Genomic DNA, 23,986 nt, shown 5'->3' with positions numbered 1-23,986 from the left:
TTACGCTGCGGCCGGCGCTCACCGCCCCTGCTTCAGGTAGTTGGCCCCTCCGATCACCAGGAGCTTGTCCGAAGCCCGGTCGGGCGCGAACAGGCTCAGCGCCTCGCTGCTGCCGCCGTCATCCGTCAGCGTGAGCCGGTAGCCGGAGACCGTGTAGCGGCCGGCCCGCACCGGGCGGCGGCTATGGCCGGCCACCACGGTGCTGCCGTCCATCGAGCCGCCGGTCGAGGAGAAGCCGACGCCGCCCTCGCGGGTGAAGCGCCCGTCCGGCGTCAGGGTCAGCGTGTGCGTGCCGCCGACCGAGCCCATCGCCCCGCTCGATCCGAAACTGTGATTCCACGTGCCGTCGAAGCGATGCCCGTCGGCGAAGGGCGGCACCGCGAAATAGGTCACGTCGCCGAGCGTCAGCCGATCTTGCGCGCGGGAGAACGCCTCGCTGGAGCGCGAGACGCGGCCGAACCCGTCCTCGACCTCGACCCGCTCGATTCGGTTGGCCGAGAACCACCCGCCCTTGAGCGTGTAGGTTCCGCAGGTCGTTGGCTCGGCCTGGCAATGGGCCGCCATGTCGCCGTCGCGGGGGAAATCCGTGGTGTAGAACCCGCCCTTGTCGAAGAGCAGCGTGTCCTGATCGGCGGTGAAGTCCATCCCGCCGAAGGCGTTCGGCCGGAGTTGCGTCCGCGTGCGCGAATAGAGCCCGTCAAGGCCGCCGTCGCCCCGAGCCGGGACCAGAGCGAGGCCGCGGTCTTCCGGCGAGGGGCGATAGGACCTCACCAGCGCCTCGAAGCCCTCGCGAATCGGCTTCTCCTGCTCTCGCTCGGTCTGGAGCATGAGGAGCATCAGGAAATGCTCGCTCGTCTTGGTGGCGATCCCGATATGCCACGCGGACATGCGGATGCCGTCGGGCGTTCGGCAGCAGCGCTGCTCGATCCGGATGCGATGGCCGTCGAGGGTTTCGCCGGTCTTCGCCGTCAGCGGCTTTCCGTCGGATGGGATCTGCTTGAGGCTGCGGACGAAAGCGGCGAACGCGTCGTCGAACCGGCCCGTAGCGGGCTTCGGCTTGGCCACGATCAGGATCGCGGCGCCCTTGCGCCCGCGCGATCCGGTCGGCTCGAAGACGCGTTCGAAGACGAGGCCGTCGCCGGCCTCCCGGCGGGTCCAACCCTCGAACACGGCGGGCATGTCGAAGCGGGAAGGCCCGAGCGCCACCTTGCCGCCGTGGGCGGGCGGCCCGGCGCTGAGCAGCAGGACGAGGCCGGCCCCGCCTGCGCCAAGCCGGCGCCCCGTCACGTCACGACGCTCGGCTCCGCGCGCCCGGTGATCGCCTCGATATCGGCCAGCGCCCGCGCCACGGCGACGACGGGCCCGAGCACGTCGGCCACCGGCCGTTCCAGCCGGTCGGGGGCGGATTCGTAGCGCTCGATATAGACCCGCAGGGTCGCCCCGGCGGTGCCGGTGCCCGACAGCCGATAGACGATGCGCGCATCCTCCGCGAAGGTGACGCGCACGCCCTGCGCCTCGGTCACCGAGCCGTCCACCGGATCGACGTAGCGGAAATCGTCCGCCGCCTTCACCGTCAGGCCGCCGACCTTGGTCCCCGGCAGCGTGCCGATCTTGGCGCGCAGGCCTTCCATCAGCCGCTTGGCGGCGCCGGCATCGATCTCCTCGTAATCGTGGCGGGTGTAGTAGTCGCGGCCGAATTTGGCCCAGTGCTCGCGCACGAGGTCCTGCGCCGGCTTGCCCGTCGCGGCCAGGATGTTGAGCCAGAGCAGCACCGCCCAGAGCCCGTCCTTCTCGCGCACGTGGTTCGAGCCGGTGCCGGCGCTCTCCTCGCCGCACAGGGTGATGCGGCCGGCATCCAGCAGGTTGCCGAAGAACTTCCAGCCGGTCGGCGTCTCGAACGCCTCGATCTTGAGGGCGGCGGCGACGCGGTCCACCGCCCGGCTCGTCGGCATCGAGCGGGCGACGCCCGCAAGGCCGCCCGCATAGCCCGGCGCACGGTGGGCGTGGGCGGCGAGGATCGCGAGGCTGTCGCTCGGCGTCACGAACAGGCCGGGCGCCACGATCATGTTGCGGTCGCCGTCGCCGTCGGAGGCCGCGCCGAAATCCGGCGCGTCCGGGCCGTGCATCAGGTCGAACAGCTCGTGGGCATGGACCGGGTTCGGATCGGGATGGTGCCCGCCGAAATCGGGCTTGGGCTCGCCGTTGACGACCGTGCCCGGCGCCGCGCCGAGTGCCCCTTCCAGGATCGCCTTGGCGTAGGGGCCGGTCACCGCCGAGAGCGCGTCGAAGCGCATCCGGAAGCCGGAGGCGAACATCTTCGACAACGCGTCGAAATCGAACAGCGTGCGCATCAGTTCGGCGTAGTCGGCAACCGGATCGATCACCTCCACCGTCGTGCCGTCGATCTCGGTCGTGCCGATCCGGCCGAGGTCGAGGTCGGGCGCGTCGGAGATGCGGTAATCGCCGATCGCCTTCGTGCGCGCGAAGATCGCCTCGGTGACGCTCTCCGGCGCCGGGCCGCCGTTGCTGCCGTTGAACTTGATGCCGAAATCACCCTCCGGCCCGCCGGGATTGTGGCTCGCCGAGAGCACGATGCCGCCGATTGCCCCGTGCTTGCGGATGACGCAGGAGGCGGCCGGGGTCGAGAGCAGGCCGTCCTGCCCCACCAGCACCCGCCCGAAGCCGTTGGCGGCGGCCATCTTCAGGGCGATCTGGACGACCTCCTTGTTGAAGAAGCGCCCGTCGCCGCCGATCACCAGGGTCGCGCCCTTCCTCTCGGGGATGCAGTCGATGATCGCCTGGACGAAGTTCTGGACGTAATGGGGCTGCCGGAAGACGGGCACCTTCTTGCGCAGGCCCGAGGTGCCGGGCTTCTGGTCCGGATAGGGGCTGGTGGGGACCCGCTTCGACGCCATGATTCGCTCGATTCTCGCGAAGGATACACTCCGCACGTCGTAGTGCGGTTTGCCGGTTCGAGTAGGGTTGCGGCTTCGATTTTGGCGATGCCGGATGCGGCGGTCACAGGTTGGAGCCGAGGCGGACCTTCACCACGTTCGGATTCTGCCTCAGGCGTTCGGCGATGGCCGCGACGCTCGTCTGCGACAGCCGGACGAAGGCGATCGTCACCTCTTCCTGGCCGTCCGCCTGGCCGGGGCGGACCACGAACTGCCGCACCCGCGTGGCGCGCTCGCCGGTAACCTCCTGAAGGGTTTCGATCGAGAGGCAGCCGGCCTTGACGGTGAGCTGGAGCGAGCGGGTGTGCAGACGGTCGCGCCAACGCTCCTCGAGCGGCTTCACGCCGGCGAGGATGCCGACGACGAGCACGGTCGCGGCGATGCCCGCCACGTAAAGGCCGCCGCCGACCGCGAGCCCGATCGCCGCCACCGCCCACAGGCTCGCGGCGGTGGTGAGCCCCTTCACCACCTCGCCGCGCAGGAGGATCGTCCCCGCGCCGAGGAAGCCGATGCCGGAAACGACCTGAGCCGCCACGCGCGAGGGATCGAGCACCACGTCCTTCTGTCCCAGCACGTCGGAGAAGCCGAAGGCCGAGACGATCATGAACAGGCAGGCGCCGACGCAGACCAGCATGTGCGTGCGCAGGCCCGCGGCCCAGAGCAGCCGCTCGCGCTCGAAGCCGACGACGCTGCCCATGGCGCCCGCGAGCACGAGGCGCGCGACCATCTCACCGTTGCCGAGCATCGCCCCTCCCGATCCAAGCCTTGCCGCCGAGATTGCGCCGGGTGCCGTCGTCACGCAACGATTCCGCGCCTTGACGCCCCACCGGGCGCGGGTCCAATGCGGCGCGGATTCCAGATCCGTCAGCCGCTCGTGGGCCGTCGATGCCGCCGCTTCTCGCCCTCCCCTTCCCGGCCATCGATCCCGTCGCGGTCTCGATCGGACCGGTCGAGATCAAGTGGTATGCCCTGTCCTACATCGTGGGACTCGTCGGCGGCTGGTTCTACGCCCGTCGGCTCGTCGCGACGGACAGGCTCTGGGGCGTGGTCAAGCGCCCGACGCTCGCCGACATCGACGACGTGATCGTCTGGGTGGCGCTCGGCGTCGTGCTCGGCGGCCGCATCGGCTACGTGCTGTTCTACAATCTGCCGCTCTATCTCGAGCACCCGCTGGAGATCCTGGCGATCCGCAACGGCGGCATGTCCTTCCACGGTGGCTTCATCGGCGCGATCCTGGCGCTGCTGCTCTTCGCCCGCGCGCGCGGGCTCAGCGGCTACACCATGCTCGACATCGCCGCGGTGGTGGTGCCCGTCGGCCTGTTCTTCGGGCGCATCGCCAATTTCGTGAACGGCGAGTTGTGGGGGCGCGCCGCCCCGGACTTTCCCTACGCCGTCGTCTTCCCCACCGGGGGCGACGTGCCGCGCTATCCGAGCCAGCTTTTCGAAGCGGCCACGGAAGGGGTGCTGCTGTTCATCGTCATGGCGCTCGCCGTGCGCCGTTTCGGCTTCCGCAAGCCGGGGCTCCTCGGCGGCATCTTCGTGCTGGGCTACGCCCTGGCGCGCACCTTCTGCGAGTTCTTCCGCGAGCCGGATCGCCAGCTCGGCTTCCTCTTCGGTCAGGACGTCAACGCGCTTGGCGGCGGCGTGACCATGGGGATGCTGCTCTGCGTGCCGATGGCGCTGGTCGGACTCGTCTATATCGTGCTCGCCGCCCGCGGGGTGACGCGGCCCCGGCGGACGGGGCCGGAGATCCAGGCGGAAGCCGGGCAGATCTGAGCGTGACCGCCGAGGCGACGCCGCTCCTCGCGATCCTCGCGCGGGAGATCCGCGCCAGCGGGCCGATCGGTCTCGATCGCTACATGGCGCTCTGTCTCGGGCATCCGCGCCACGGCTACTACGCCACGCGCGATCCCTTCGGCCGCGGCGGCGACTTCGTCACCGCGCCGGAGATCAGCCAGATGTTCGGCGAGCTGATCGGCGCCTGGGCTGGCGCCGTGCTCGCGACGATGCAGGCGGCAAGCCCGGCGGCACGCCCCTGCCTCGTGGAACTCGGCCCCGGCCGCGGCACGCTGATGGCCGACGCCCTGCGGGCCCTGCGCGCGGCGGGCGCCGCCTTCGATCTCCACCTCGTCGAGACCAGCCCGGTTCTGCGCCGGCTTCAGGCGGACCGCCTGGCCGCGGCCGCGCCTGTCTTCCACGACTCGGTGGAGAGCCTGCCCGATGCGCCGCTCCTCGTCATCGCCAACGAGTTCTTCGACGCCCTGCCCGCCCGCCAGTTCGTCCGGACCGGCCACGGCTGGTGCGAGCGCCGCATCGGCCTCACGCCGGAGGGCGACGCCCTGGCCTTCGGCCTCGACCCGGAACCCGATCCGCGCCTCGCTGCGGAGGCGCCCGAGGGTGCTGTGCTGACCGTGCCGAGTCAGGGACTTGCCGTGATGCGCGATCTCGCCCGGCGCCTCGCCGCACGGGGCGGCGCCCTCCTCGCCATCGATTACGGCCACGACCGGTCCGGTTTCGGCGATACCTTCCAGGCGCTGGCAGGCCATCGCTTCGCCGATCCGCTGAGCCGCCCCGGCGAAGCCGACCTGACGCTTCACGTCGATTTCGGAGCGCTCGCCCGCGCGGCGAGCGCCGAGGGCGCGGCGGTGCACGGACCTGCGACGCAGCGCGATTTCCTGCTCGGGCTCGGTCTCCCGATGCGCGCCGAGCGGCTCAAGGTCCGGGCGACGCCGGATCAAGCCGCGGCCATCGATGCCGCTGCCGCCCGCCTCACCGATCCGGACCCGCGCGGCATGGGCGCCCTGTTCAAGGTGCTCGGGGTGAGTCACCCCGCGCTCGGACCGCTCCCGGCGCTTCCGCCCCCCTCCTGAAATTCTCCGAGAGAGCCTGCGAGACCATGTTCATCGAAGCGCCCGAGCTGAGCTCGCACTCGTATATCCGCCACGCCTTCTTCACCCGGCAGGGCGGCGTCTCGGAGGGGCTCTATGCGTCCCTGAACGGCGGGATCGGCTCGAACGACGATCCGGCGCGCGTCGCCGAGAACCGGGCACGGATGTGCGCGCAGCTCGGGCTCCCGCGGGAGAACCTCGTCAGCCTCTATCAGGTGCATTCCGCGGAGGTGGTCACCGTCGAGGCGCCGTTCCCCCTGGCCGAGCGGCCGAAGGCGGATGCCATGGTGACCCAGGTGCCCGGCCTCGCGCTCGGCATCGCCACGGCCGATTGCGGTCCGATCCTGTTCGCTGATCCGGAGAACCGCGTCGTCGGCGCGGCCCATGCCGGCTGGAAGGGGGCGCTCGGCGGGGTCGTCGAGGCCACGGTCGCGGCCATGGAAGGGCTCGGTGCCGAACGCGGAAACATCGTCGCCGTCCTCGGGCCGACGATCGCGCAAGCGTCTTACGAGGTCGGCCACGACTTCCTCGAACGTTTTCGCGCCGAGGTGCCGGACTGCGAGAGGTTCTTCGCCGAAGGACGGCCCGATCACGCGCAGTTCGATCTGCCGGCTTACATTTTGGCACGACTGGCTGAAGCCGGGGTCGGCGAGGCGACTTCGCTCGGCCTGTGCACCTACGCTGATGCCGAGCGATTCTTCAGCTTCCGCCGTACCACGCATCGGAACGAACCGGATTATGGTCGCCTGATATCGGCGATTGCACTCACTCCGTGATTGTTTTCCTAAGTTCCGCACAAAAGTCGTTGCATCCGTGCAACGCACATCGCAACGGAGCCAATAGCCAGGCTTTTGTGCGCTGAAGCACTCGCATACCGCGCCGCATCCATCGTAAGCCTCGCCTTGTCGCGGAACGCCGTGGTTGCATCCCCTGCGACACTCTGTCCGGAACCTTCACCGAAAAAAGCTTGGCCGTTCGTGAACCTTGGCCGTTCGGTGGCGTTTCCCGGTTGGAACGATGGCAGACCAAGACCACTGCCACAAAGGGGCCGCCTTCGGGACGGTCGGCGTGGTCAAGCCGCAACAGCATCTTCCGGGATGCTGGCATAGATACGGGGCACCGTGCCGCCTCGCTTCTCCGGAAGCACCGGCACAGTCAGAGAGGACCAGAGTAATGAAATCCTTCCTTCGCGCCGGCACGGCCATCGCTGGCATCGCCTTCGCCGGTTCGGCGCTCGCCGCCGACCTTCCGCGCCGCGCGGCCCCGCCGCCGGTGTTCCAGCCGGTGCCGGTCTTCACCTGGACGGGCTTCTACGCCGGTTTCAACGCCGGTTACGGCTTCGGCACCCAGGACGACCGCGTCCCGACCGTGATCGGCGTCGGCCCGGCCTCCCTGCTCGTGCCCCCGGGCACCACCGCCGTGGTGGCCTTCAGCAACCGCGAGTCCAACGAGGGCTTCGTCGGCGGCGGTCAGATCGGCTACAACTACCAGTTCACCCCGGGTTCGGGTGTCGTGATCGGTATCGAGGCGGACGCTCAGTACGCCGACTTCGGCCGTGACCGGAACCGCTTCCTCTCGACCAGCCCGCTGGCCGCTCAGCAGGTGTTCAACCCCGGTGGTCTCTCCGGCCTCGACTTCTTCGGCACCGTCCGCGGTCGCCTCGGCTACGCCTTCGACCGTACCCTCGTGTACGGCACCGGCGGCTTCGCCTACGGCTCCGGCGGCGGTCGTGAGTTCGGCACCGGCGTGTCGAGCGACGACTTCCAGACCGGCTGGGCCGCGGGTGGTGGTATCGAGTACGCTCTCCCGACCGACTCGTTCCTGAACTTCTTCAAGTCGTCGGCCGTGACGCTGAAGGTCGAAGGCCTGTACGTGAACCTCGATCGCGGCACCGGCGGCCGTGGCGCCTTCGCCGTCGACAACCAGGGCCGCACGGTCTCCATCGGCAGCCCCGGCACCGTGCTCGTCAGCGGTGGCCAGCAGGTCCGCGACACCGAGTTCGCCGTCGTCCGCGCCGGCCTGAACTACAAGTTCGGCTCGTACTAAGACCCGGATCCCCGGCGGTCCCGCAGTGGACCGCCGGACTTTCCAAACGAAAAGCCCGGCCGCGTGCCGGGCTTTTTTGTTGTCTAGCGCGGTGCGCCCGCGCTCTTTCGGTCGCTGCCGCCCGCGGACAATCGACGCCCGGCCCCCTGACAAAAGCTCGACCGGTCCCCATCTCCTAGCCGCCGTGCGGTGACGACGCCGTCGGCGTCTCAGGGAGACGGCTCCATGAACAGCGAAGAACGCGACATCATCAACGGCATCTTCCAGCGGCTCGAACAGGCGTCCGGCCAGCCCCGGGACGTCGATGCGGAGCGCTTCATCGCCGAGAAGCTGCGCAACCAGCCCTATGCGCCCTACGCCATGGCGCAGCTCATCTACGTGCAGGAAGAGGCGATCAAGAGCCTCAACCAGCAGCTCGAACAGGCCCGCGCCCAGGCGCAGTCCCAGCCCTCCGGCGGCGGCGGCTTCCTGTCCAGCATCTTCGGCGGCGGCCAGCGCTCCGAACCGCAGCGCCCCGCCGGTCAGGCCTGGGGGCAGCAGCCCGGCTATGGTCAGCAGGGTGGATACGGTGGTCCGCAGGGCGGCCCGCAGCCGGGCTACGGCCAGCAGCCGGGTTACGGCGGACCCCAGCAGGGCGGGCCGTGGGGCGGTCAGCCGCAGCAGCCGGCGCGCGGCGGCGGCTTCCTCGCCACCGCCCTTCCCATGGCGGCCGGCGCGGCCGGCGGCATGCTGCTCGGCAGCGCCCTCTCCAACGCCTTCGCCGGCGGCCACTCCGCGCTCGGCAGCGCCTCGGCGGCGGGCCTGACCGGCGGCGGTGAGACGATCGTCGAGAACAACTACTTCGGCGGCGGCGGAGACCAGGATCTCGGCTCGGCGCTCGGCGGCGGCGATGGTGGCTTCCAGGACGCTTCGTTCGGCGGCGGCGGCGACGATTTCGGCGGCGATCTCGGCGATGGCGGGGACGACGACTGGGCCTGATCGCCTCCACCTGACGTGAACATCGAGAAGTCCGGCGCCCCTCGGCGCCGGGCTTCTTCGTTGCGGACTCCGATGTCAGATCACCTCGACGCGGGTGCCGACCGGGGTGCGCTCGTAGAGGTCGATCACGTCCTCGTTCATCATGCGGATGCAGCCGGAGGACACGTTCTGTCCGATCGTGTGCGGCTCGTTGGTGCCGTGGATCCGGTAGAGCGAGGTGCCGAGATACATCGCCCGGGCACCGAGCGGGTTCTCCGGCCCGCCCGCCATGTGGCGCGGCAGGTCGGGGCGGCGGCGCAGCATCTCGGCGGGCGGCGTCCAGTCCGGCCATTCCCGCTTGGCGCTGATCGTCTTCGCGCCCGTCCAGACGAAGCCGGGCCGCCCGACACCGATGCCGTAGCGGATCGCCTGCCCGCCCGGCTGGATCAGGTAGAGATACTTGGCGTTCGTATCGATCACGATCTGGCCGGCCCGGCCGGGCCCGTCATAGGCGACGACCTGGCGGGCGTAGCGGGGATCGACCGCCCGCGTGATCGTGGCCTCCTCGGGTGCCGGTCCGGTCGGCAGCGCCGCGAACCGGGCGCGCGGCTGCATGGCCGGCTCGGTGGCGGTGTGACGCGGTCCGCCGAGGGCACCGTAGCCATCGACGGCGGGCCGGCGGGCCGGGCCGTAGGCATCCCCGGTCATCAGGTATTCGATGAAGCCGCCGCCATACTGGCCCGGCCTTGCCTGCGCCAGGGCGGCGCCGCTCGATCCCATCACCGCGAGCGCCGCCAGCGCCACGCTCCACTTCGTCCGCATCCCTCACTCCCGCCCTGCACACGCGATGCGGGAAGCATTTTCGGATCCGGCCCTGCGGGCCATGAAGGAACGTGGTGAATCGCTGTTCGCGGCGGCCGTGCCCCCGAAAACTCCGGCTTGTCGTCAACGGGCGGTAAACACCCGCGATCCTGTGAAAACTTTTAGCAAATCGAAACCACTGCGCGGGATGGTGGCGGGCACGATCCGTTCCCGAAGGCCCGTCCGACCGATGATCACCAAGCGCTACCGCATCGAGGAAAGCCTGGGCCTGCCCGTTCCGGCACCCGGCATCTCCGCGGTTGCGATGGAGGCGGCGCCGAACCCGCGCCTCGACGAGATCCTGACGGCGATCAACGACCTGCGCCGCATCACCCAGGCCAGCGCCGGCGAGACCATCGAAGCCTGCCGCCGCGAACTCGGCGAGGCGTTCGCCATGCGCCACGAACTCGAAGTGATGAAGGAGGCGATCACCCGCACCAAGTCGGAGATCGCCAGTCTTCACCGCTCCGAGAGCACGGGCAAGGGCATGCGTCGCGTGGCGGGCGAACTCGACGCGGTGGTGGAATCGACCGAGCAGGCCACCTCGACGATCCTCGGCAGCATCGAGAAGATCGAGATCAACGCCAACATGATGCGCGGCATGCGCCTGACCAAGGCCGCGCAGGAGAATGTCGACGGCATCCTCGACAACGTCATCTCGGCCTACGAGGCCTGCAACTTCCAGGATCTGACCGGCCAGCGCATCAGCAAGATCGTCAACGTGCTCAAGTTCGTCGAGGAGCATCTCGACCGCGTCATCGAGGCCTGGAGCGGCCTCGAAGGCTTCCGCGATCTCCTCGCCGTCGAAACGGCTGCGGTGGACGAGAACGACGAGAGTTCGCTGCTCAACGGGCCGAAGCTGCAGGACGACCCCGGCCACGTCGATCAGTCGGACATCGACGCCCTGTTCGATTAGGCGCCCGCATCGCCGCGGATCGTCCGCCGGCCCTTCCAACCGGAATCGCCGCGGCCTACATCGGGGCCATGAGCCGCGCGACCCGATCCGCCTTCGACGACGTCCCGCCCGACGGGTTCGACGAGGACGAGAACGAGGCGCCCTCCCTCGACGAGGCGCCCGAGATCGATTTCGATTTCGAGCCGGGTGCCGTCAAGGCGGGCACCGAGATCATCCGCCGCTTCTGGACGACCCTGCCGACTTCGCCGGGCGTCTACCGGATGTTCGACCACAAGGGCGACGTCCTTTACGTCGGCAAGGCCAAGAACCTGAAGGCCCGCGTCGGCTCCTATGCCCGCGGCCAGGCGCATTCCAACCGCATCGCCCGCATGATCGCGCAGACGGCGGCGATGGAATTCGTCACCACGGCGACCGAGACGGAAGCGCTGCTGCTGGAGGCCAACCTCATCAAGCAGTTGAAGCCGCGCTTCAACGTGCTGATGCGCGACGACAAGTCGTTTCCCTACATCCTGCTGACCAGCGACGGGCCGGCGCCGCAGATCGTCAAGCACCGCGGCGCGCGCCGCCGCAAGGGTAACTATTATGGCCCCTTCGCCAATGTCTGGGCGGTCAACCGCACGGTGAACGCGCTGCAGCGCGCCTTCCTGCTGCGCACCTGCTCGGACAGCTATTACGAGAACCGCACCCGGCCCTGCCTGCTCTACCAGATCAAGCGCTGCTCCGGCCCCTGCACCGGCGAGATTTCATCCGACGACTACGTCGCCTTGGCCGACAACGCGCGGGCCTTCCTGTCCGGCAAATCCAATGCCGTAAAGGACCGGATGCGCGAGGAGATGCAGGCCGCCTCCGAGAACCTCGAGTTCGAACGCGCCGCGCGCTTCCGCGACCGCATCGCTGCGCTCTCGGCGATCCAGGGGACGCAGGGCGTAAACACGCAGGGCGTCGAGGAAGCGGACGTCTTCGCCCTCGACGAGCAGGCGGGCCAGTTCTGCATCGAGGTGTTCTTCTTCCGCAACTTCCAGAACTGGGGCAACCGCGCCTACTTCCCCAAAGCCGACCGCTCCATGAGTGCGGACGAGGTGCTCGCCTCGTTCATCTCGCAGTTCTACGACGACAAGCCCGCGCCGCGCCTCGTGCTGGTGAGCCACACGATCGAGGATGCCGAACTGATGGCCGCGGCCCTGTCGAGCCGGGTCGAGCACCGGGTCGAGGTGCACCAGCCGCAGCGGGGGGAGCGCAAGAACCTCGTCGATTACGCTCAGCGCAACGCCAAGGAGGCGTTGGGACGCCGCCTCGCCGACACCGCTTCGCAGGGCAAGCTGCTCGCCGCGCTCGGCCAGTCCTTCGGCCTCGACAAGCCGCCGCGCCGGATCGAGGTCTACGACAACTCGCACATCTCCGGTACGGCCGCGGTCGGCGGCATGATCGTCGCCGGCCCGACCGGCTTCATGAAGACGCATTACCGCACCTTCAACATCAAGTCGGAGGAGCTGAGCCCCGGCGACGATTTCGGGATGATGCGCGAGGTGCTGACCCGCCGCTTCAAGCGGCTGGCCAAGGAAGCGCCGCGCACCCCGCGGGAGGGTGATGTCGGCGAACCGCAGGCCGCGGCCGAGGGGCAGGCCGTGCCGGCCGCGACCGAGGCGTTGCCGGATGACCCCGACGCTTTCCCCGCCTGGCCCGATCTGGTGCTGATCGACGGCGGCGCCGGGCAGCTGGAGGCCGCCCGCGCCTCGCTCGCCGAGATCGGCGTCATCGACGTGCCGCTCGTCGGCATCGCCAAGGGGCGCGACCGTGACGCCGGCCGCGAGACCTTCTTCGTGCCCGGCCGCACGCCGTTCAAGCTGCCGCCGCGCGACCCCGTGCTCTATTTCGTCCAGCGCCTGCGCGACGAGGCGCACCGTTTCGCCATCGGCACGCACCGGGCGCGGCGCAAGCGCGAGATGACCAAGAACCCGCTCGACGAGATCGCGGGCATCGGCCCCACTCGCAAGCGCGCGCTGCTGCACCATTTCGGCACCGTGAAGGCCATCGAACGCGCCGCCCTGGAGGATCTCGCCAAGGCGCCGGGCGTCAACGCGGCCACCGCGCGGGCCGTCTACGACTTCTTCCACGCCAACGCTTGAGCGGAGCCCCGTGCCGACAGAGCCTGTGCCCGACGCAATCCCGACGCGGTTGACGCCCCACGCCGCCCATGATTTCACCGCGCCGATGAACGCCGTCCTCCCCCGACGCCGGTCGCAGGCCTGGACGCTCGCGAACTGCCTCACCTACGGCCGCCTCGTCGCGGTGCCGGTGGTCGTCGTCCTGCTGTTCTGGCCCGACGAGATCGCCGCCCGCTGGAGCGCCTTCGGCGTGTTCGTGGCGGCCGCGATCACCGATTATCTCGACGGCTACGTGGCCCGCGCCTGGGCGCAGAGTTCCGCGCTCGGGCGGATGCTCGACCCCATCGCCGACAAGCTGCTGGTGGCCGCCTGCCTGCTGATGCTGGCGGCCGACGGGAGCATCAACGGGATGAGCCTGTGGGCGGCCATCGTCATCCTCTGCCGTGAAGTTCTGGTCTCCGGCTTGCGCGAATATCTGGCGGAGCTGAAGGTCGGCCTGCCGGTGAGCCGGATCGCCAAGTGGAAGACGACGGTGCAGCTCGTCGCCCTCGGCGTGCTCGTGGCCGGCCCGGCCGGCGAGTCCCTGATTCCCGGCAGCCTGACAGCCGGCATCGTCCTGCTGTGGCTCGCCGCCGCCCTCACGCTCTATACCGGCTGGGATTACATGAGGGCCGGGATCCGGCACGTGATCGACGATCCGCGCTGACTGTTTCGGATTTCTTGGGGCGGCGCCCGTGATGCGCCGCCGGGGATACACGCGATGAAGCTCGTCTATTTCGCCTGGGTACGCGAGCGCGTCGGCAAGCCCGAAGAGACCGTCAGCCCGCCGGACGGCATCGCCACGGTCGCCGACCTCATCGGCTGGCTGAAGACGCGGGGCGAGGAATATGCCTACGCCTTCGAGAACGAGGGCGTGGTGCGCGCGGCGATCGACCGGGTTCACGCCAAGCCCGGCAGCACCATCGCGGGCGCGCAGGAGATCGCCTTCTTCCCGCCGATGACGGGCGGCTAGCGCATCATCCCGGAAGCTGGTTTCCGGATTTCGAGATGATGGTCGAAGCCCTCAGCTCAGCGCCTCGCGAAACGCGGTGAGGTTCGAGCGCATCATTTCCAAATAGCCCGGCGCCGGCCCACCCGGCGCACTCAGCGCGTCGGAATAGATCCGCCCGCCGACCTTGGCACCGCTCTCGCGGGCGATCTGCTGCATCAACCGCGGATCGGCGATCGATTCCACGAACACCGCCGGCACCTTGTCCCGGCGGATCTGCCGGATGATGCGGGCGACGTCCTTCGGGCCGGCCTCGCTGTCCGTGGAGATGCCCTGCGGTGCCAGGAAGCGCATCCCGTAGGCGGCGCTGAAATAGCCGAAGGAATCGTGCGTGGTGATGATGCGCCGGCGCTCCTGCGGAATCGCGGCCAGCGCCGCGCGGATCTCCGCGTCCAGCGCGTCGAGCTTCTGGGTGTAGGCGGCGGCGTTGGCGGTGTAGAGGGCGGCGTTCGCCGGATCGGCGGCGGTGAGACCGTCGCGGATATTGGCGACGTAGAGCTTCACGTTCGCCACGTTCTGCCACGCATGCGGATCGGCGTGGTCGCCCTCGCCGTGGTCGTGATCGCCATGATCATGGTCGTCGTGATCGTGGCTGCCCGCGATGGTCTTCACATTCTTCGAGGCGACGACGAGCGGCGCCTTGGAGCCGGACGCCTTGATGAGGCGCTCCATCCAGCCCTCGAAGCCGAGGCCGTTGACGACGATGAGGTTGGCTTCGGCCAGCTTGCGGGCGTCGCCGGGCGTGGGCGCGTAGCCGTGGGCGTCCGCGTCCGGTCCGACGAGGCTTGTCACCGCGACCCGATCGCCGCCGACCTGCGCGACGAGGTCGGCCAGGATCGAGAAGGTCGCCACCGCCTTCAGCTTCGCGTCCTCGGCTGCGGCGAGCGACGGCGCGAGGCCGACGAGCACCAGAAGTGCGGCCGCGATCCCGCGACGCCCGAACCAACCCATACCGAAACTCCTCCGTTCGGCAGGCGTGATAATGTAACATTATCACATCGCCAAGTGCCCCGATGAACATGGACAAGCTTTCATGTTGCAGACACGGACCAGAGACGCGCCGACACACGCGAGAGAAGAAGCGGTCGCATCGTTGCGGGATCGGGGCCGCACGCCCCTCACCTGTGGAGGCGATCCATGACCATGACCAGGAAACACGTGACGGGTCTTCTGCTGGCGGGCATGGCGGCCGTCGGTGCCGCCGGGATCGGAGCCGCGGCGGTTCACGCCGACGAGCGCGGCGGGCCCTTCGGCGAGCGAGGCTGGGGCCATCGACACGGGCGCTGGGCCGCGCTCTCGGCCGAGGATCGGGCGGCCTTCACCGACGCCCGCATTGCCGGGCTGCATGCCGGCCTGAAGCTGAACCCCGAACAGGAGAAGCTTTGGCCACCGGTCGAGGCGGCCCTGCGCGACCTTTCCAAGCAGCGGGATGCCCAGCGTGCGGCGCGGCGCGAGCGCGGCCGGATGAGCGAAGACGCCCCCGGCGCGCTCCGCGCCATGGCGGATGCGGCGACGGCCCGCGGCGAGGCGTTGCGCAAACTCGCCGATGCCAGCACGCCGCTCTTTGCGAGCCTCGACGAGGGCCAGAAGCGCCGCGCCATGGTGCTCGCCCGGCCGATGCGTCCCTTCGGCGGCCCGCACGGGTTCGGCCACCGTCACGGCGGCGAGCGCGACTGAGGCGAGCCCCCGCTTGATCCGAAGCCCTCGGGGCTGCAAACACCGCGGGCCCCGGCGTTCCGGCCGGGGTCAGCAGAGACACGGTACAGTATGGCGCGACGGCCGCTCCTGAGGGGCGACACCCTTCCCCTGCTCGGGCGGCTCTGGCGGGAATGGCTCTCCCCCCACCGCGCGACGCTGGCGGTGGTGCTCGTGCTCATCGTGATCATCGGTGCGACGACAGGCCTCTACCCGGCTCTCATCAAAGCCGCTTTCAACACTTTCGACCGCAAGGATACGGCTGCCCTGACTTACGGCCCGCTCGTGGTCATCGCCGTCACGTCCGTGCGCGGCTTCGCCTTGTTCGGCCAGACCGTGCTGACCAACCGGGTCGTCACCCGCGTCGAAGCCGACATGCAGGCGGCCCTCTACGCCCACCTGATCGATGCCGACCTCGCGCAACTCGGCCGCGAAAGCCCGGCGGCCTTCACCCAGCGCTTCACCACGGACTTCGCCTTCATCAGGGAGGCGCTGACCCGCATCTCGACGGTGCTGCTGCGCGACGTGGCCATGCTGGCTGCGTTGGTGATCGCGCTGATCTGGATGGACCCGCTGCTGACGCTCGCCGCTGCCGTGACGGCGCCCCTCGTGGCCGGGCCGGTCAACCGCATCGGCAAGCGGCTGCGCCAGGTCTCGACCACGACCCAGGAGCAGATGGGCGCGACCGCGAGCCTCATCACCGAGAGCCTTCAGGGTGCGCGCGTCGCCAAGACCTACGCCCTCGAAGGCTATCTGAAGGGCCGTGCGGCCCAGGCGCTCGACGAGGTGCGTCGCCTCAAGATGAAGGCGGCCAACGCCCGCGGCCGTCTCGACCCGCTGATGGAGATCGGCGGCGGCCTCGCCGTGGCCGGCGTGCTGGTCCTGGTCGGCCAGCGGGTGATGTCGGGCGACCGGACCGTCGGCGACTTCACCGGCTACGTCGCCGCCCTGCTGCTGGCCGCACAGCCGGCGCGCGCGCTCGGAACCCTCAACGCCATCCTGCAGGAGGCGGCGGCTGCGCTCTCCCGCTACTTCGCTCTGATGGACGAGCAGCCGACGATCCGCGAGGCCCCCTCCGCCCGACCGCTGACGGTGTCACGCGGTGAGATCCGCTTCGAGGGCGTGCATTTCCGCTACCGCGCCGATGCCCCCGCCCTGGAGGGCATCGATCTCGTGGTGCCGGCGGGCTCGACCACGGCGCTGGTGGGGCGCTCCGGCTCGGGCAAATCCTCCCTGCTCAATCTGGTGCCGCGCCTCCAGGATGTGACGGCGGGCCGCGTCCTCATCGACGGCACCGATGTTCGCGACGTGACCATCGCCTCCTTGCGCGCGGCCGTCGCGGTGGTCTCGCAAGAGGTCGTGCTGTTCGACGACACCATCGCCGCCAATATCGGCTTCGGCCGCCCCGGTGCGTCGCAGGAGGAGATCGAGGCGGCCGCGAGAGCCGCAGCGGCGCACGGTTTCATCGCGCGCTTGAGCGAGAGCTACGCGTTTCGCGTCGGTCCGGGAGGCGGGCGCCTCTCGGGAGGCGAACGCCAGCGCATCTCGCTCGCCCGCGCCTTCCTCAAGAACGCGCCGATCCTGCTCCTCGACGAGGCGACCTCGGCGCTCGATTCGGAATCCGAGCACCTCGTGCAGGAGGCGCTGGAGCGGCTGATGCGCGGGCGCACGACCCTGGTCATCGCCCACCGCCTCTCGACCGTGCGCGAGGCCGACCGCATCGCCGTGCTGGAGGCCGGCCGCGTGATCGAACTCGGGCGCCACGACGAGCTGGTCGCTGCAGCCGGCACCTATGCGCGGCTGCACAGGCTGCAGTTGTCGGACGATATCGTTGCTGCCAGGGATGGCATCGTGCCTGCGTAATGCTACGCTCGGGCGCCATGAGCCTGATCGACAACGAGCAGACCAAACTTCTCGCGACCGCCCTGAACACCGCGGCCACATCGTGCTTCACCGTCGGCATTGCCACGCCGGTCGCCGGGTACCTCTACAACGTCGGCGGTCTTCAAGCTTCGCTCTCGCCGTGGGTCGTTCTGGTCGGTCTTCTGATTTGGTCCGGCGCCGCGATGAGCCTACATCTGACGGCAAGGCAGGTGCTCAGGAGGCTGCAATCGTGAACGCCTCATTCCTCGTCGCCTTCGTTGTGACGCCGCTCTTCGCTGTTGTGTTCGGCTATGCGGCCCTGCGCTGGCATGCATGGGATCTGGATCGGCGCCATGGAAAGAATCCGGCCGAGTAGCGACGCTTCGGCGCCGATCAACTCGCCTCGTGCGACCCTTCCAGCCGCTTGCGCGTAATCCTCGACGTGCGGCGGGAGCAGCGGATGACCTCGGAAACGTTCGGAACAACGCGGACCGGCGAGACGGTCACCCGGCATACCCTGACTCTCGGCGATCTGCGGGTCCAGGTGATCGATTACGGTGCGGTCGTAACCGCCATCGAGGTGCCGGACCGGGAGGGACACCGGGCCAATGTCGTTCTCGCCCTCGACACGGTCGAGGGCTACGAGACCGTGAGCCCGCATTTCGGGGCGATCGCCGGGCGCTACGCCAACCGGATTGCGAAGGGCCGGTTCACCCTGGACGGGCAGACCTACGCGCTGCCGATCAACGAGCCGCCCAACACCATGCATGGCGGCCGGGAGGGGTTTGCCAAGCGTCTCTGGCAGACGGCGGAGGCGGATGCCACGCGCCTCGTGCTGAGGCGGCGCAGCCCCGACGGCGAGGAGGGTTTTCCCGGTAACCTCGACGTCGCAGTCACCTACAGCCTGCCCGAACCCGGAACGCTGCGCATCGACTACCGCGCCGTCACCGACCGGCCGACGGTCCTGAACCTGACCAACCACAGCTACTTCAACCTGGCCGGCGAAGGAGCGGGCGACGTGATGGATCACATCGTCCAGGTGTTCTCGGACGCCTACGCCCCGACGGACGCGACGCAGATCCCGACCGGCGCCCTTGCCCCGGTCACGGGCACGCCCTTCGATTTCCGCGAGCCCACGCCCCTCGGCGCGCGCATCCGCGAAGGCGACGCGCAGATCGTTCTGGCGGGCGGCTACGACCACACCTTCGCCGTGAGAGGCCCCGTCGGCAGCTTACGTCCGGCGGCGTCCTGCCTCTGCCCCGCGAGCGGGCGCCGCCTCGACGTCGCCACGACCCAGCCGGCGCTCCAGCTCTACAGCGGCAATAACCTCGACGGTTCGCTGGTGGGCCCCTCCGGTCGCACCTACCGTTCCAGCGACGGCGTCTGCTTCGAGACGCAGGGCTTTCCCGACGCGCCGAACCAACCGGGTTTTCCGAGTACCGTCCTGAGGCCGGGCGAGGTGTTCACGTCGAGCAGCACCTATCGCTTCTCGGTCGTCTGATCCCACCATCGGCCGCCGCCGCACGGCGAGCGGCACATCCCGCCGTCTCGCCGCTTGACATCCAAATCGTTTGGTCTGAAATTTCTGTCATGACTGAAACTTCAGACCAGCCGCAAAAGCTCGCTCCGGCGGTGGAGCGGTTCATCCTGCACTGGGGGGATCTCGGCGGGCAGTGGGGCGTGAACCGCTCCGTCGCGCAGATCCACGCCCTGCTCTACCTCTCCGACAAGCCGCTCGCGGCGGAGGATATCGCGAGCACGCTCGGCATCGCTCGTTCCAACGTCTCGAACTCGCTCAAGGAGCTGGCGGCCTGGAACCTGATCCGGCGCGTGCCGGTGATGGGCGAGCGGCGCGACTTCTTCGTGGCCGAGACCGACCTGTGGGAGATGGTGACCCGCATCGCCGCCGGCCGCAAGGAGCGGGAGATCGACCCGGCGCTGAAGGCCCTGCGCGAATGCGTGGCCGAGGCCGAGGGCGATCCGCGGATCGGAGCGGTGGCCGCGCGGCGCCTCAAGGCGATGCTCGACTTCACCCAGACGCTCGATAGCTGGTACGCGCAGATGCTGAACGTGCCCCACAACACCCTGGCTAAGCTGATCCGGCTCGGCGGGCGCATCGTCCGCTACCTACCCGTGAAAGCCGAACCCTGATCCGCCGGCCCTTCCGCCGGAGGGATGTTCGAGGAGGCTCCTCCATGCGCGCTGTCGCCGAAACCGCCCCTGCGGTCAGCACTCCCCGCCACGCGGAACTGCTCGATCTGCGTTTTCGCGCGCTGGTGCCGGAGGCTGACTGGGCGCGGCTGCCGCCCGCCGTGCGGCGGCGCTTCTCCAAGCGGCTCGGCGAGGGCGAGAGTGCGGTCTATGTCGGGCGCGTGGTCGAGACCGATCTCAGCCCGCTCGGCTGGCTGCTGGCGCAGAGCCTGCGCCTCGTCGGTGCGCCGCTGCCGACGACCCGCGTCGCCGATGTGCCGAGCGTGGTCGCCGTCACCCAGGACGGCGCCGGCAGCGGCCAGATTTGGACGCGGCTCTACGCCCGCGGTTCGGGGTTCCCGCAGGCGATCCACTCGGCCAAGCGCTTTCGCGGCCCCACAGGGCTGGAGGAGCGGGTCGGCGCCGGGCTGGGCATGAGCCTGCGGGTGCGGGTGGAGGATCGGGCGCTGGTGTTTCGCAGCGAGCGCTACTTCATCGACCTGCCGGGCCTCCGGCTCATCCTGCCGCGCTGGCTGACGCCGGGTACGCTGACCGTGAGCCACGGTGCCACGGGCGCCCGCAGCTTCCGGTTCGTTCTGGAGATCCGCCACGCCTGGCTCGGCCGCCTGCTGCGCCAGGAGGCGGAATTTTCAGACCATGTCGAGGCGCGCGATGAGATCGCCGCCTCAACCTGACGCTCAGCCCGCGAGAAGGGCGCCCGTCGGCCGGTCGGCGCCCCAGATCTTTTCGAGGTTGTAGAAGCCGCGCACCTCGGGCCGGAAGATGTGGACGAGGATGTCGCCCGCATCGATCAGCACCCAGTCGCAGGCCGGCAGGCCCTCGACACGGGCGTTGCCGAAGCCCTTGGCCTTCATCTCCTGGATGATCTTGTCGGCGATCGAGCCGACATGGCGCTGCGAGCGGCCGGACGCGATGATCATCGTGTCGGCGAGGGAGGTCTTGCCCGCGAGATCGATCTCGACGGTCTCCTCGGCCTTCATTTCGTCGAGGCAGCCGAGGGCGAGGGCCTTCAGGGCGTCGGAGGAAGCGGGCTCGGCGGCGGGGCCGGCGGTTTCCGGGTGGAGGTGTGCGGACAGGGTTCGGTTCCCGGCGATCGGATCGTGGCGACGCCGCCACGGGCTGAAATTGGCGGCTTTCGGCCGGCTTTTCAAGCGGGCGGAATGCCCTATGCACCCGACCGCAGCGCCGTCGAGGACAGATCGGAGCGCGGACCGTGCAGAAAGGTCCAGGCCGGCGGCTGGCGTCCGGCGAGTGTCGATGCCTCCGCCTCCGGCACCCGAGCCGCCGCAAAGGCGCGGGCCGCCCGCGCCGACGGCGCCTTCAAGGTGTGGCCCGGCCGGTCGATGACGGCAACCGGCATCAGCGACAGGATCTCTTCGAAGCGGCGCCAGCGATGGAGGCTGCCGAGCGAGTCCGCGCCCATGATCCACACGAAATGAACTGCCGGCCGGCGTCGGACCAGCCAGCGCAGCGTGTCGACGGTGTAGTGGCTGCCGATGCCCGCCTCGACCGCCGTGACGGCGATGCGCGGGTCGGCGGCGAGGGCGCGTGCCTGCGCCACGCGCTCCGGCAACGGCGCGAGCAGGCGATGGTCCTTGAGCGGATTGCCCGGCGTCACGAGCCACCAGACCCGGTCGAGCGCTAAGCGCCGCAGGGCGGTGCGGCTGACATGCCGATGCCCCGCATGCGCCGGGTTGAACGAGCCGCCGTAGAGGCCGATCCGCAGGCCCGGCGCCGTCGGCGGTAAGATCGTCTCGCGCAGGGGGATGGCCGTCAGGAGGTCACGGCCGCGTCTGGCCGCTGCCGTGGACCCGATACTTGAAGGTGGTGAGCTGCTCGACGCCGACCGGACCGCGGGCATGCATCCGGCCGGTGGCGATGCCGATCTCGGCGCCGAAACCGAACTCGCCGCCATCCGCGAACTGGGTCGAGGCGTTGTGGGTCACAATTGCCGAATCGACCTCGTTGAGGAAGCGCGCGGCGGCCTCGGTGTCGTCGGTGATGATCGCGTCGGTGTGGTGCGAGCCGTTGGCCTCGATATGCGCGATCGCCGCATCGAGCCCATCGACCACCTTCGCCGAGATGATCGCGTCGAGATACTCGGTGCGCCAGTCCGCCTCGTCGGCCGGCGTCACCCGCGGATCGACCCCCTGCGTCGCCGCGTCCCCGCGCACGGCGCAGCCGGATTCGAGCAGCGCCTCGACCAGCGGCTTGAGATGGGTCTTGGCCACCGCCGCATCGACCAGCAGCGTTTCGGCAGCACCGCAGATGCCGGTGCGGCGCATCTTGCTGTTCAGCAGCACGGTGCGGGCCATGCCGAGGTCGGCGCCCTCGGCGATGTAAACGTGGCAGATGCCGTCGAGATGCGCGAAGACCGGCACCTTGGCCTCGGCCTGGACGCGCTCCACGAGGCTGCGCCCGCCGCGGGGCACGATGACGTCGACGCAGCCGCCGAGGCCCGTCAGCATGAGGCCGACCGCCGCCCGGTCACGGGTCGGCACGAGCTGGATTGCGTCCGCCGGCAAGCCGGTGCGGGCCAGTCCCTCGCTCATCGCCGCAGCGATGGCGGTGGCGGTGCGGTGCGAGTCTGATCCGGCGCGCAGGATCGCGGCGTTGCCGGCCTTGAGGCAGAGCGCGCCAGCATCCGCTGTCACGTTGGGGCGGCTCTCGAAGATGACGCCGACGACGCCGAGCGGCACCGAGATGCGCTCGATCAGGAGTCCGTTCGGCCGCTCGAAGGCGGCGAGCTGGCGCCCCACCGGATCGGGCAGGCTCGCTACCTTCTCCACCGCCTCGGCGATGGCGGCGACGCGGCCCTCGTCCAGGGTGAGCCGGTCGATGATCGCCTTGGTCTGGCCGGCAGCCTGCGCGGCGGAGACGTCCCGCGCGTTCTCACGCAGGATCGTCGCGGCGCTGGCGCGGATCTGCTCGGCGATGGCGCGCAGGGCCAGATCCTTGGTCTGCGCCGGGGCGAGTGCCATCGCCCGGCCGGCGGCGCGCGCCCGCCGGCCGATACCGGCCATCAGGGTGTCGAGGTCGTCGGCGTCCGCAAGATCGGACTTCAGGTTCAGGACAGGCACGTTCCCGCTTCCCGTCTGGCGCCGGTCGGATGGCGCGAATGAGCTCTGGAATGCATATGCACCCTCCCGCGCCCCTTTGCACATCGCCCTGGGGTTGAACAAGCGCCGATGACGGTTTGCCCGGCCCTGATCGCCCGCGTCAGGTACCGATCATCGCGAGGTCGTCGCGGTGGATCATCTCCGTGCGTCCGGCCTGGACCGAGGCGGCGGCGATCTCGCGGCTGGAGCGGCCGATGATGGCGGCGGCATCCGCGCTGTCATAGGCGACGAGGCCGCGGCCCAGGATGCGTCCCTCGGGCCCTCGGATGAGCACGGTGTCGCCCTTGGCGAAGCTGCCCTCGATGGCGGTGACGCCCACCGGCAGCAGGCTCGCGCCGCCCTCAAGTGCGCGGGCGGCGCCGGCATCGACGATGAGGGTGCCGGACGCGTCCAGCGATCCCGCGATCCAGGTCTTGCGCGCGGCGGTGGGCGTCGAGCCCGACAGGAACCACGTGCAGCGGCCGCCCTCGCGAACGACCCGCAGCGGATTCTTCCCGCGGCCGTCGGCGATGACCATGTGCGTGCCGCCGATGGCAGCGATCTTGGCCGCCTCGACCTTGGTGCGCATGCCGCCGCGGGACAGCTCCGAGGCGGGGCCGCCGGCCATCGCCTCGATCTCCGGCGTCACCCGCTCCACCACCGGCAGATGGCGTGCCTGCGGGTCGCTGTGGGGCGGTGCGGTGTAGAGGCCGTCGATGTCGGAGAACAGCACCAGCACGTCGGCGCCGATCATGGTCGCGACGCGCGCCGCCAGACGGTCGTTGTCGCCGTAGCGGATCTCGGCGGTCGCCACGGTGTCGTTCTCGTTCACGACCGGCACCGCGCGCACTTCGAGGAGCTTCTGCACGGTCGCGCGGGCGTTGAGGTAGCGGCGGCGCTCCTCGGTGTCCTTCGGCGTCACCAACACCTGTCCGGCGACGATGTCGTGGTGCCCGAGCGCCTCGGTCCAGTACCGGGCGAGCGCGATCTGGCCGACCGCGGCCGAGGCTTGGCTCTCTTCCAGGCGAAGCGTCCCGGGCGGCAGGCCCAGCACCGTGCGCCCGAGGGCGATGGCACCGGAGGAGACGACCACCACATCGACGCCCCGGCCGTGCAGGTCGGCGATGTCCTCGGCCAGCGCGGCGAGCCAGGCGTGGCGCAGGCGGCCCCGAGCGCGATCGACCAGGAGGGCCGACCCCACCTTGACGACGACGCGGCGGAAATCTTCGAGAGCGGGAGGGCGGACCACGGTCATGCGACAGTCGTTACGGGTAACGCAGCGGTTTCGGATGTGAAGCCGGTTCCTGTGCATGAACCGCCCCCTCTTGGCCAGATCTCCGGCGC

General features: G+C 69.7%; 25 protein-coding genes. 16 read left to right on the top strand and 9 right to left on the bottom strand.

Translation table 11 applies throughout. The features are described from left to right. Window positions 1–18: 18 nt before the first annotated feature. The 3 genes from HNR51_RS08805 to HNR51_RS08795 all read right to left on the bottom strand — a co-directional run bounded on the left by HNR51_RS08805 (window position 19) and on the right by HNR51_RS08795 (window position 3,699). Complete coding sequence (locus HNR51_RS08805; protein WP_182554702.1) at window positions 19–1,287, bottom strand: hypothetical protein; 1,269 nt, start codon at window positions 1,285–1,287, stop codon at window positions 19–21. Further along, complete coding sequence (locus HNR51_RS08800; RefSeq protein ID WP_182554701.1) at window positions 1,284–2,915, bottom strand: alpha-D-glucose phosphate-specific phosphoglucomutase; 1,632 nt, start codon at window positions 2,913–2,915, stop codon at window positions 1,284–1,286. Before HNR51_RS08800 ends, HNR51_RS08805 begins: the two co-directional genes overlap by 4 nt. A 103-nt stretch (window positions 2,916–3,018) precedes the next feature. Next, window positions 3,019–3,699 (bottom strand): MgtC/SapB family protein, encoded by a 681-nt coding sequence (locus HNR51_RS08795; protein ID WP_182554700.1) that lies wholly within the window; start codon window positions 3,697–3,699, stop codon window positions 3,019–3,021. 140 nt (window positions 3,700–3,839) lie between these two features. Here HNR51_RS08795 and lgt point away from each other — a divergent pair, with 140 nt between their 5' ends. From lgt to HNR51_RS08770, 5 genes are all read left to right on the top strand, one after another. Continuing rightward, complete coding sequence (gene lgt, locus HNR51_RS08790) at window positions 3,840–4,730, top strand: prolipoprotein diacylglyceryl transferase (RefSeq protein ID WP_182554699.1); 891 nt, start codon at window positions 3,840–3,842, stop codon at window positions 4,728–4,730. Window positions 4,731–4,732: 2 nt separating this feature from the next. Next, window positions 4,733–5,824, top strand: coding sequence for a class I SAM-dependent methyltransferase (locus HNR51_RS08785; protein ID WP_182554698.1), 1,092 nt, complete (start codon window positions 4,733–4,735; stop codon window positions 5,822–5,824). Window positions 5,825–5,850: 26 nt separating this feature from the next. Next, the gene (gene pgeF, locus HNR51_RS08780; protein WP_182554697.1) at window positions 5,851–6,618 is read left to right on the top strand and encodes a peptidoglycan editing factor PgeF; all 768 of its coding nucleotides are present in this window, start codon (window positions 5,851–5,853) and stop codon (window positions 6,616–6,618) included. Between the two features lie 397 nt (window positions 6,619–7,015). Beyond that, the gene (locus HNR51_RS08775; RefSeq protein WP_012454879.1) at window positions 7,016–7,888 is read left to right on the top strand and encodes an outer membrane protein; all 873 of its coding nucleotides are present in this window, start codon (window positions 7,016–7,018) and stop codon (window positions 7,886–7,888) included. A 225-nt stretch (window positions 7,889–8,113) separates the two neighbouring features. Next, window positions 8,114–8,866 (top strand): DUF2076 domain-containing protein, encoded by a 753-nt coding sequence (locus HNR51_RS08770; RefSeq protein WP_012454878.1) that lies wholly within the window; start codon window positions 8,114–8,116, stop codon window positions 8,864–8,866. 75 nt (window positions 8,867–8,941) lie between these two features. On the opposite strand, the gene HNR51_RS08765 is transcribed toward HNR51_RS08770, so the two are convergent. Beyond that, window positions 8,942–9,667 carry a L,D-transpeptidase gene (locus HNR51_RS08765; protein ID WP_182554696.1) on the bottom strand — a complete coding sequence of 242 codons (726 nt, stop codon included), beginning with the start codon at window positions 9,665–9,667 and terminating at the stop codon, window positions 8,942–8,944. Window positions 9,668–9,896: 229 nt separating this feature from the next. On the opposite strand from HNR51_RS08765, the gene HNR51_RS08760 reads away from it, so the two are divergent. The 4 genes from HNR51_RS08760 (at window position 9,897) to moaD (ending at window position 13,739) form a co-directional block, all read left to right on the top strand. Beyond that, on the top strand, window positions 9,897–10,622 hold the full coding sequence (locus HNR51_RS08760) for a protein phosphatase CheZ (protein ID WP_141951794.1): 726 nt from the start codon (window positions 9,897–9,899) through the stop codon (window positions 10,620–10,622). A gap of 68 nt (window positions 10,623–10,690) precedes the next feature. After that, a complete protein-coding gene (uvrC, locus tag HNR51_RS08755; protein ID WP_152277374.1) occupies window positions 10,691–12,748 on the top strand; it encodes an excinuclease ABC subunit UvrC in 2,058 nt (685 codons plus the stop codon). 85 nt (window positions 12,749–12,833) lie between these two features. Next, window positions 12,834–13,433, top strand: a complete 600-nt coding sequence (gene pgsA / locus HNR51_RS08750; RefSeq protein WP_012454874.1) for a CDP-diacylglycerol--glycerol-3-phosphate 3-phosphatidyltransferase — start codon at window positions 12,834–12,836, stop codon at window positions 13,431–13,433. Between the two features lie 54 nt (window positions 13,434–13,487). Beyond that, a complete protein-coding gene (gene moaD / locus HNR51_RS08745; RefSeq protein ID WP_012454873.1) occupies window positions 13,488–13,739 on the top strand; it encodes a molybdopterin converting factor subunit 1 in 252 nt (83 codons plus the stop codon). 51 nt (window positions 13,740–13,790) lie between these two features. On the opposite strand, the gene HNR51_RS08740 is transcribed toward moaD, so the two are convergent. Next, window positions 13,791–14,726: a metal ABC transporter substrate-binding protein gene (locus HNR51_RS08740; protein ID WP_182554695.1), complete on the bottom strand. Its 936-nt coding sequence runs from the start codon at window positions 14,724–14,726 to the stop codon at window positions 13,791–13,793. 186 nt (window positions 14,727–14,912) lie between these two features. On the opposite strand from HNR51_RS08740, the gene HNR51_RS08735 reads away from it, so the two are divergent. From HNR51_RS08735 to HNR51_RS08710, 7 genes are all read left to right on the top strand, one after another. Beyond that, window positions 14,913–15,452 carry a Spy/CpxP family protein refolding chaperone gene (locus HNR51_RS08735; protein ID WP_182554694.1) on the top strand — a complete coding sequence of 180 codons (540 nt, stop codon included), beginning with the start codon at window positions 14,913–14,915 and terminating at the stop codon, window positions 15,450–15,452. A gap of 90 nt (window positions 15,453–15,542) precedes the next feature. Then, entirely contained in the window at window positions 15,543–17,333 is a 1,791-nt protein-coding gene (locus tag HNR51_RS08730) for an ABC transporter ATP-binding protein (RefSeq protein WP_182554693.1), read from the top strand. Between the two features lie 17 nt (window positions 17,334–17,350). Then, complete coding sequence (locus HNR51_RS08725; RefSeq protein WP_041372028.1) at window positions 17,351–17,587, top strand: hypothetical protein; 237 nt, start codon at window positions 17,351–17,353, stop codon at window positions 17,585–17,587. Beyond that, a complete protein-coding gene (locus HNR51_RS26675) occupies window positions 17,584–17,709 on the top strand; it encodes a hypothetical protein (protein ID WP_012454868.1) in 126 nt (41 codons plus the stop codon). The genes HNR51_RS08725 and HNR51_RS26675 overlap by 4 nt, the downstream gene beginning before the upstream one ends. A gap of 84 nt (window positions 17,710–17,793) precedes the next feature. Further along, the gene (locus tag HNR51_RS08720; protein WP_182554692.1) at window positions 17,794–18,834 is read left to right on the top strand and encodes an aldose epimerase family protein; all 1,041 of its coding nucleotides are present in this window, start codon (window positions 17,794–17,796) and stop codon (window positions 18,832–18,834) included. Window positions 18,835–18,923: 89 nt separating this feature from the next. Beyond that, complete coding sequence (locus tag HNR51_RS08715) at window positions 18,924–19,484, top strand: GbsR/MarR family transcriptional regulator (protein WP_182554691.1); 561 nt, start codon at window positions 18,924–18,926, stop codon at window positions 19,482–19,484. Between the two features lie 44 nt (window positions 19,485–19,528). Next, on the top strand, window positions 19,529–20,218 hold the full coding sequence (locus HNR51_RS08710; RefSeq protein WP_182554690.1) for a DUF4166 domain-containing protein: 690 nt from the start codon (window positions 19,529–19,531) through the stop codon (window positions 20,216–20,218). A gap of 3 nt (window positions 20,219–20,221) precedes the next feature. Here the strand turns inward: HNR51_RS08710 and rsfS are convergent, their stop codons facing one another. The 4 genes from rsfS to proB form a co-directional block, all read right to left on the bottom strand. After that, complete coding sequence (gene rsfS, locus HNR51_RS08705; RefSeq protein ID WP_085985425.1) at window positions 20,222–20,557, bottom strand: ribosome silencing factor; 336 nt, start codon at window positions 20,555–20,557, stop codon at window positions 20,222–20,224. A gap of 152 nt (window positions 20,558–20,709) precedes the next feature. Beyond that, window positions 20,710–21,270: a nicotinate-nucleotide adenylyltransferase gene (locus HNR51_RS08700; protein ID WP_182554982.1), complete on the bottom strand. Its 561-nt coding sequence runs from the start codon at window positions 21,268–21,270 to the stop codon at window positions 20,710–20,712. Between the two features lie 55 nt (window positions 21,271–21,325). Next, on the bottom strand, window positions 21,326–22,624 hold the full coding sequence (locus HNR51_RS08695) for a glutamate-5-semialdehyde dehydrogenase (protein WP_141951784.1): 1,299 nt from the start codon (window positions 22,622–22,624) through the stop codon (window positions 21,326–21,328). A 139-nt stretch (window positions 22,625–22,763) separates the two neighbouring features. Next, entirely contained in the window at window positions 22,764–23,897 is a 1,134-nt protein-coding gene (gene proB, locus HNR51_RS08690) for a glutamate 5-kinase (RefSeq protein WP_182554689.1), read from the bottom strand. Window positions 23,898–23,986 lie beyond the last annotated feature (89 nt).

Source organism: Methylorubrum thiocyanatum (assembly GCA_014138645.1).
Classification (GTDB): Bacteria; Pseudomonadota; Alphaproteobacteria; order Rhizobiales; family Beijerinckiaceae; genus Methylobacterium; species Methylobacterium thiocyanatum.
The sequence above is the reverse complement of the archived record's forward strand: the minus strand, read 5'-3'. Positions and strand labels throughout refer to the sequence as shown.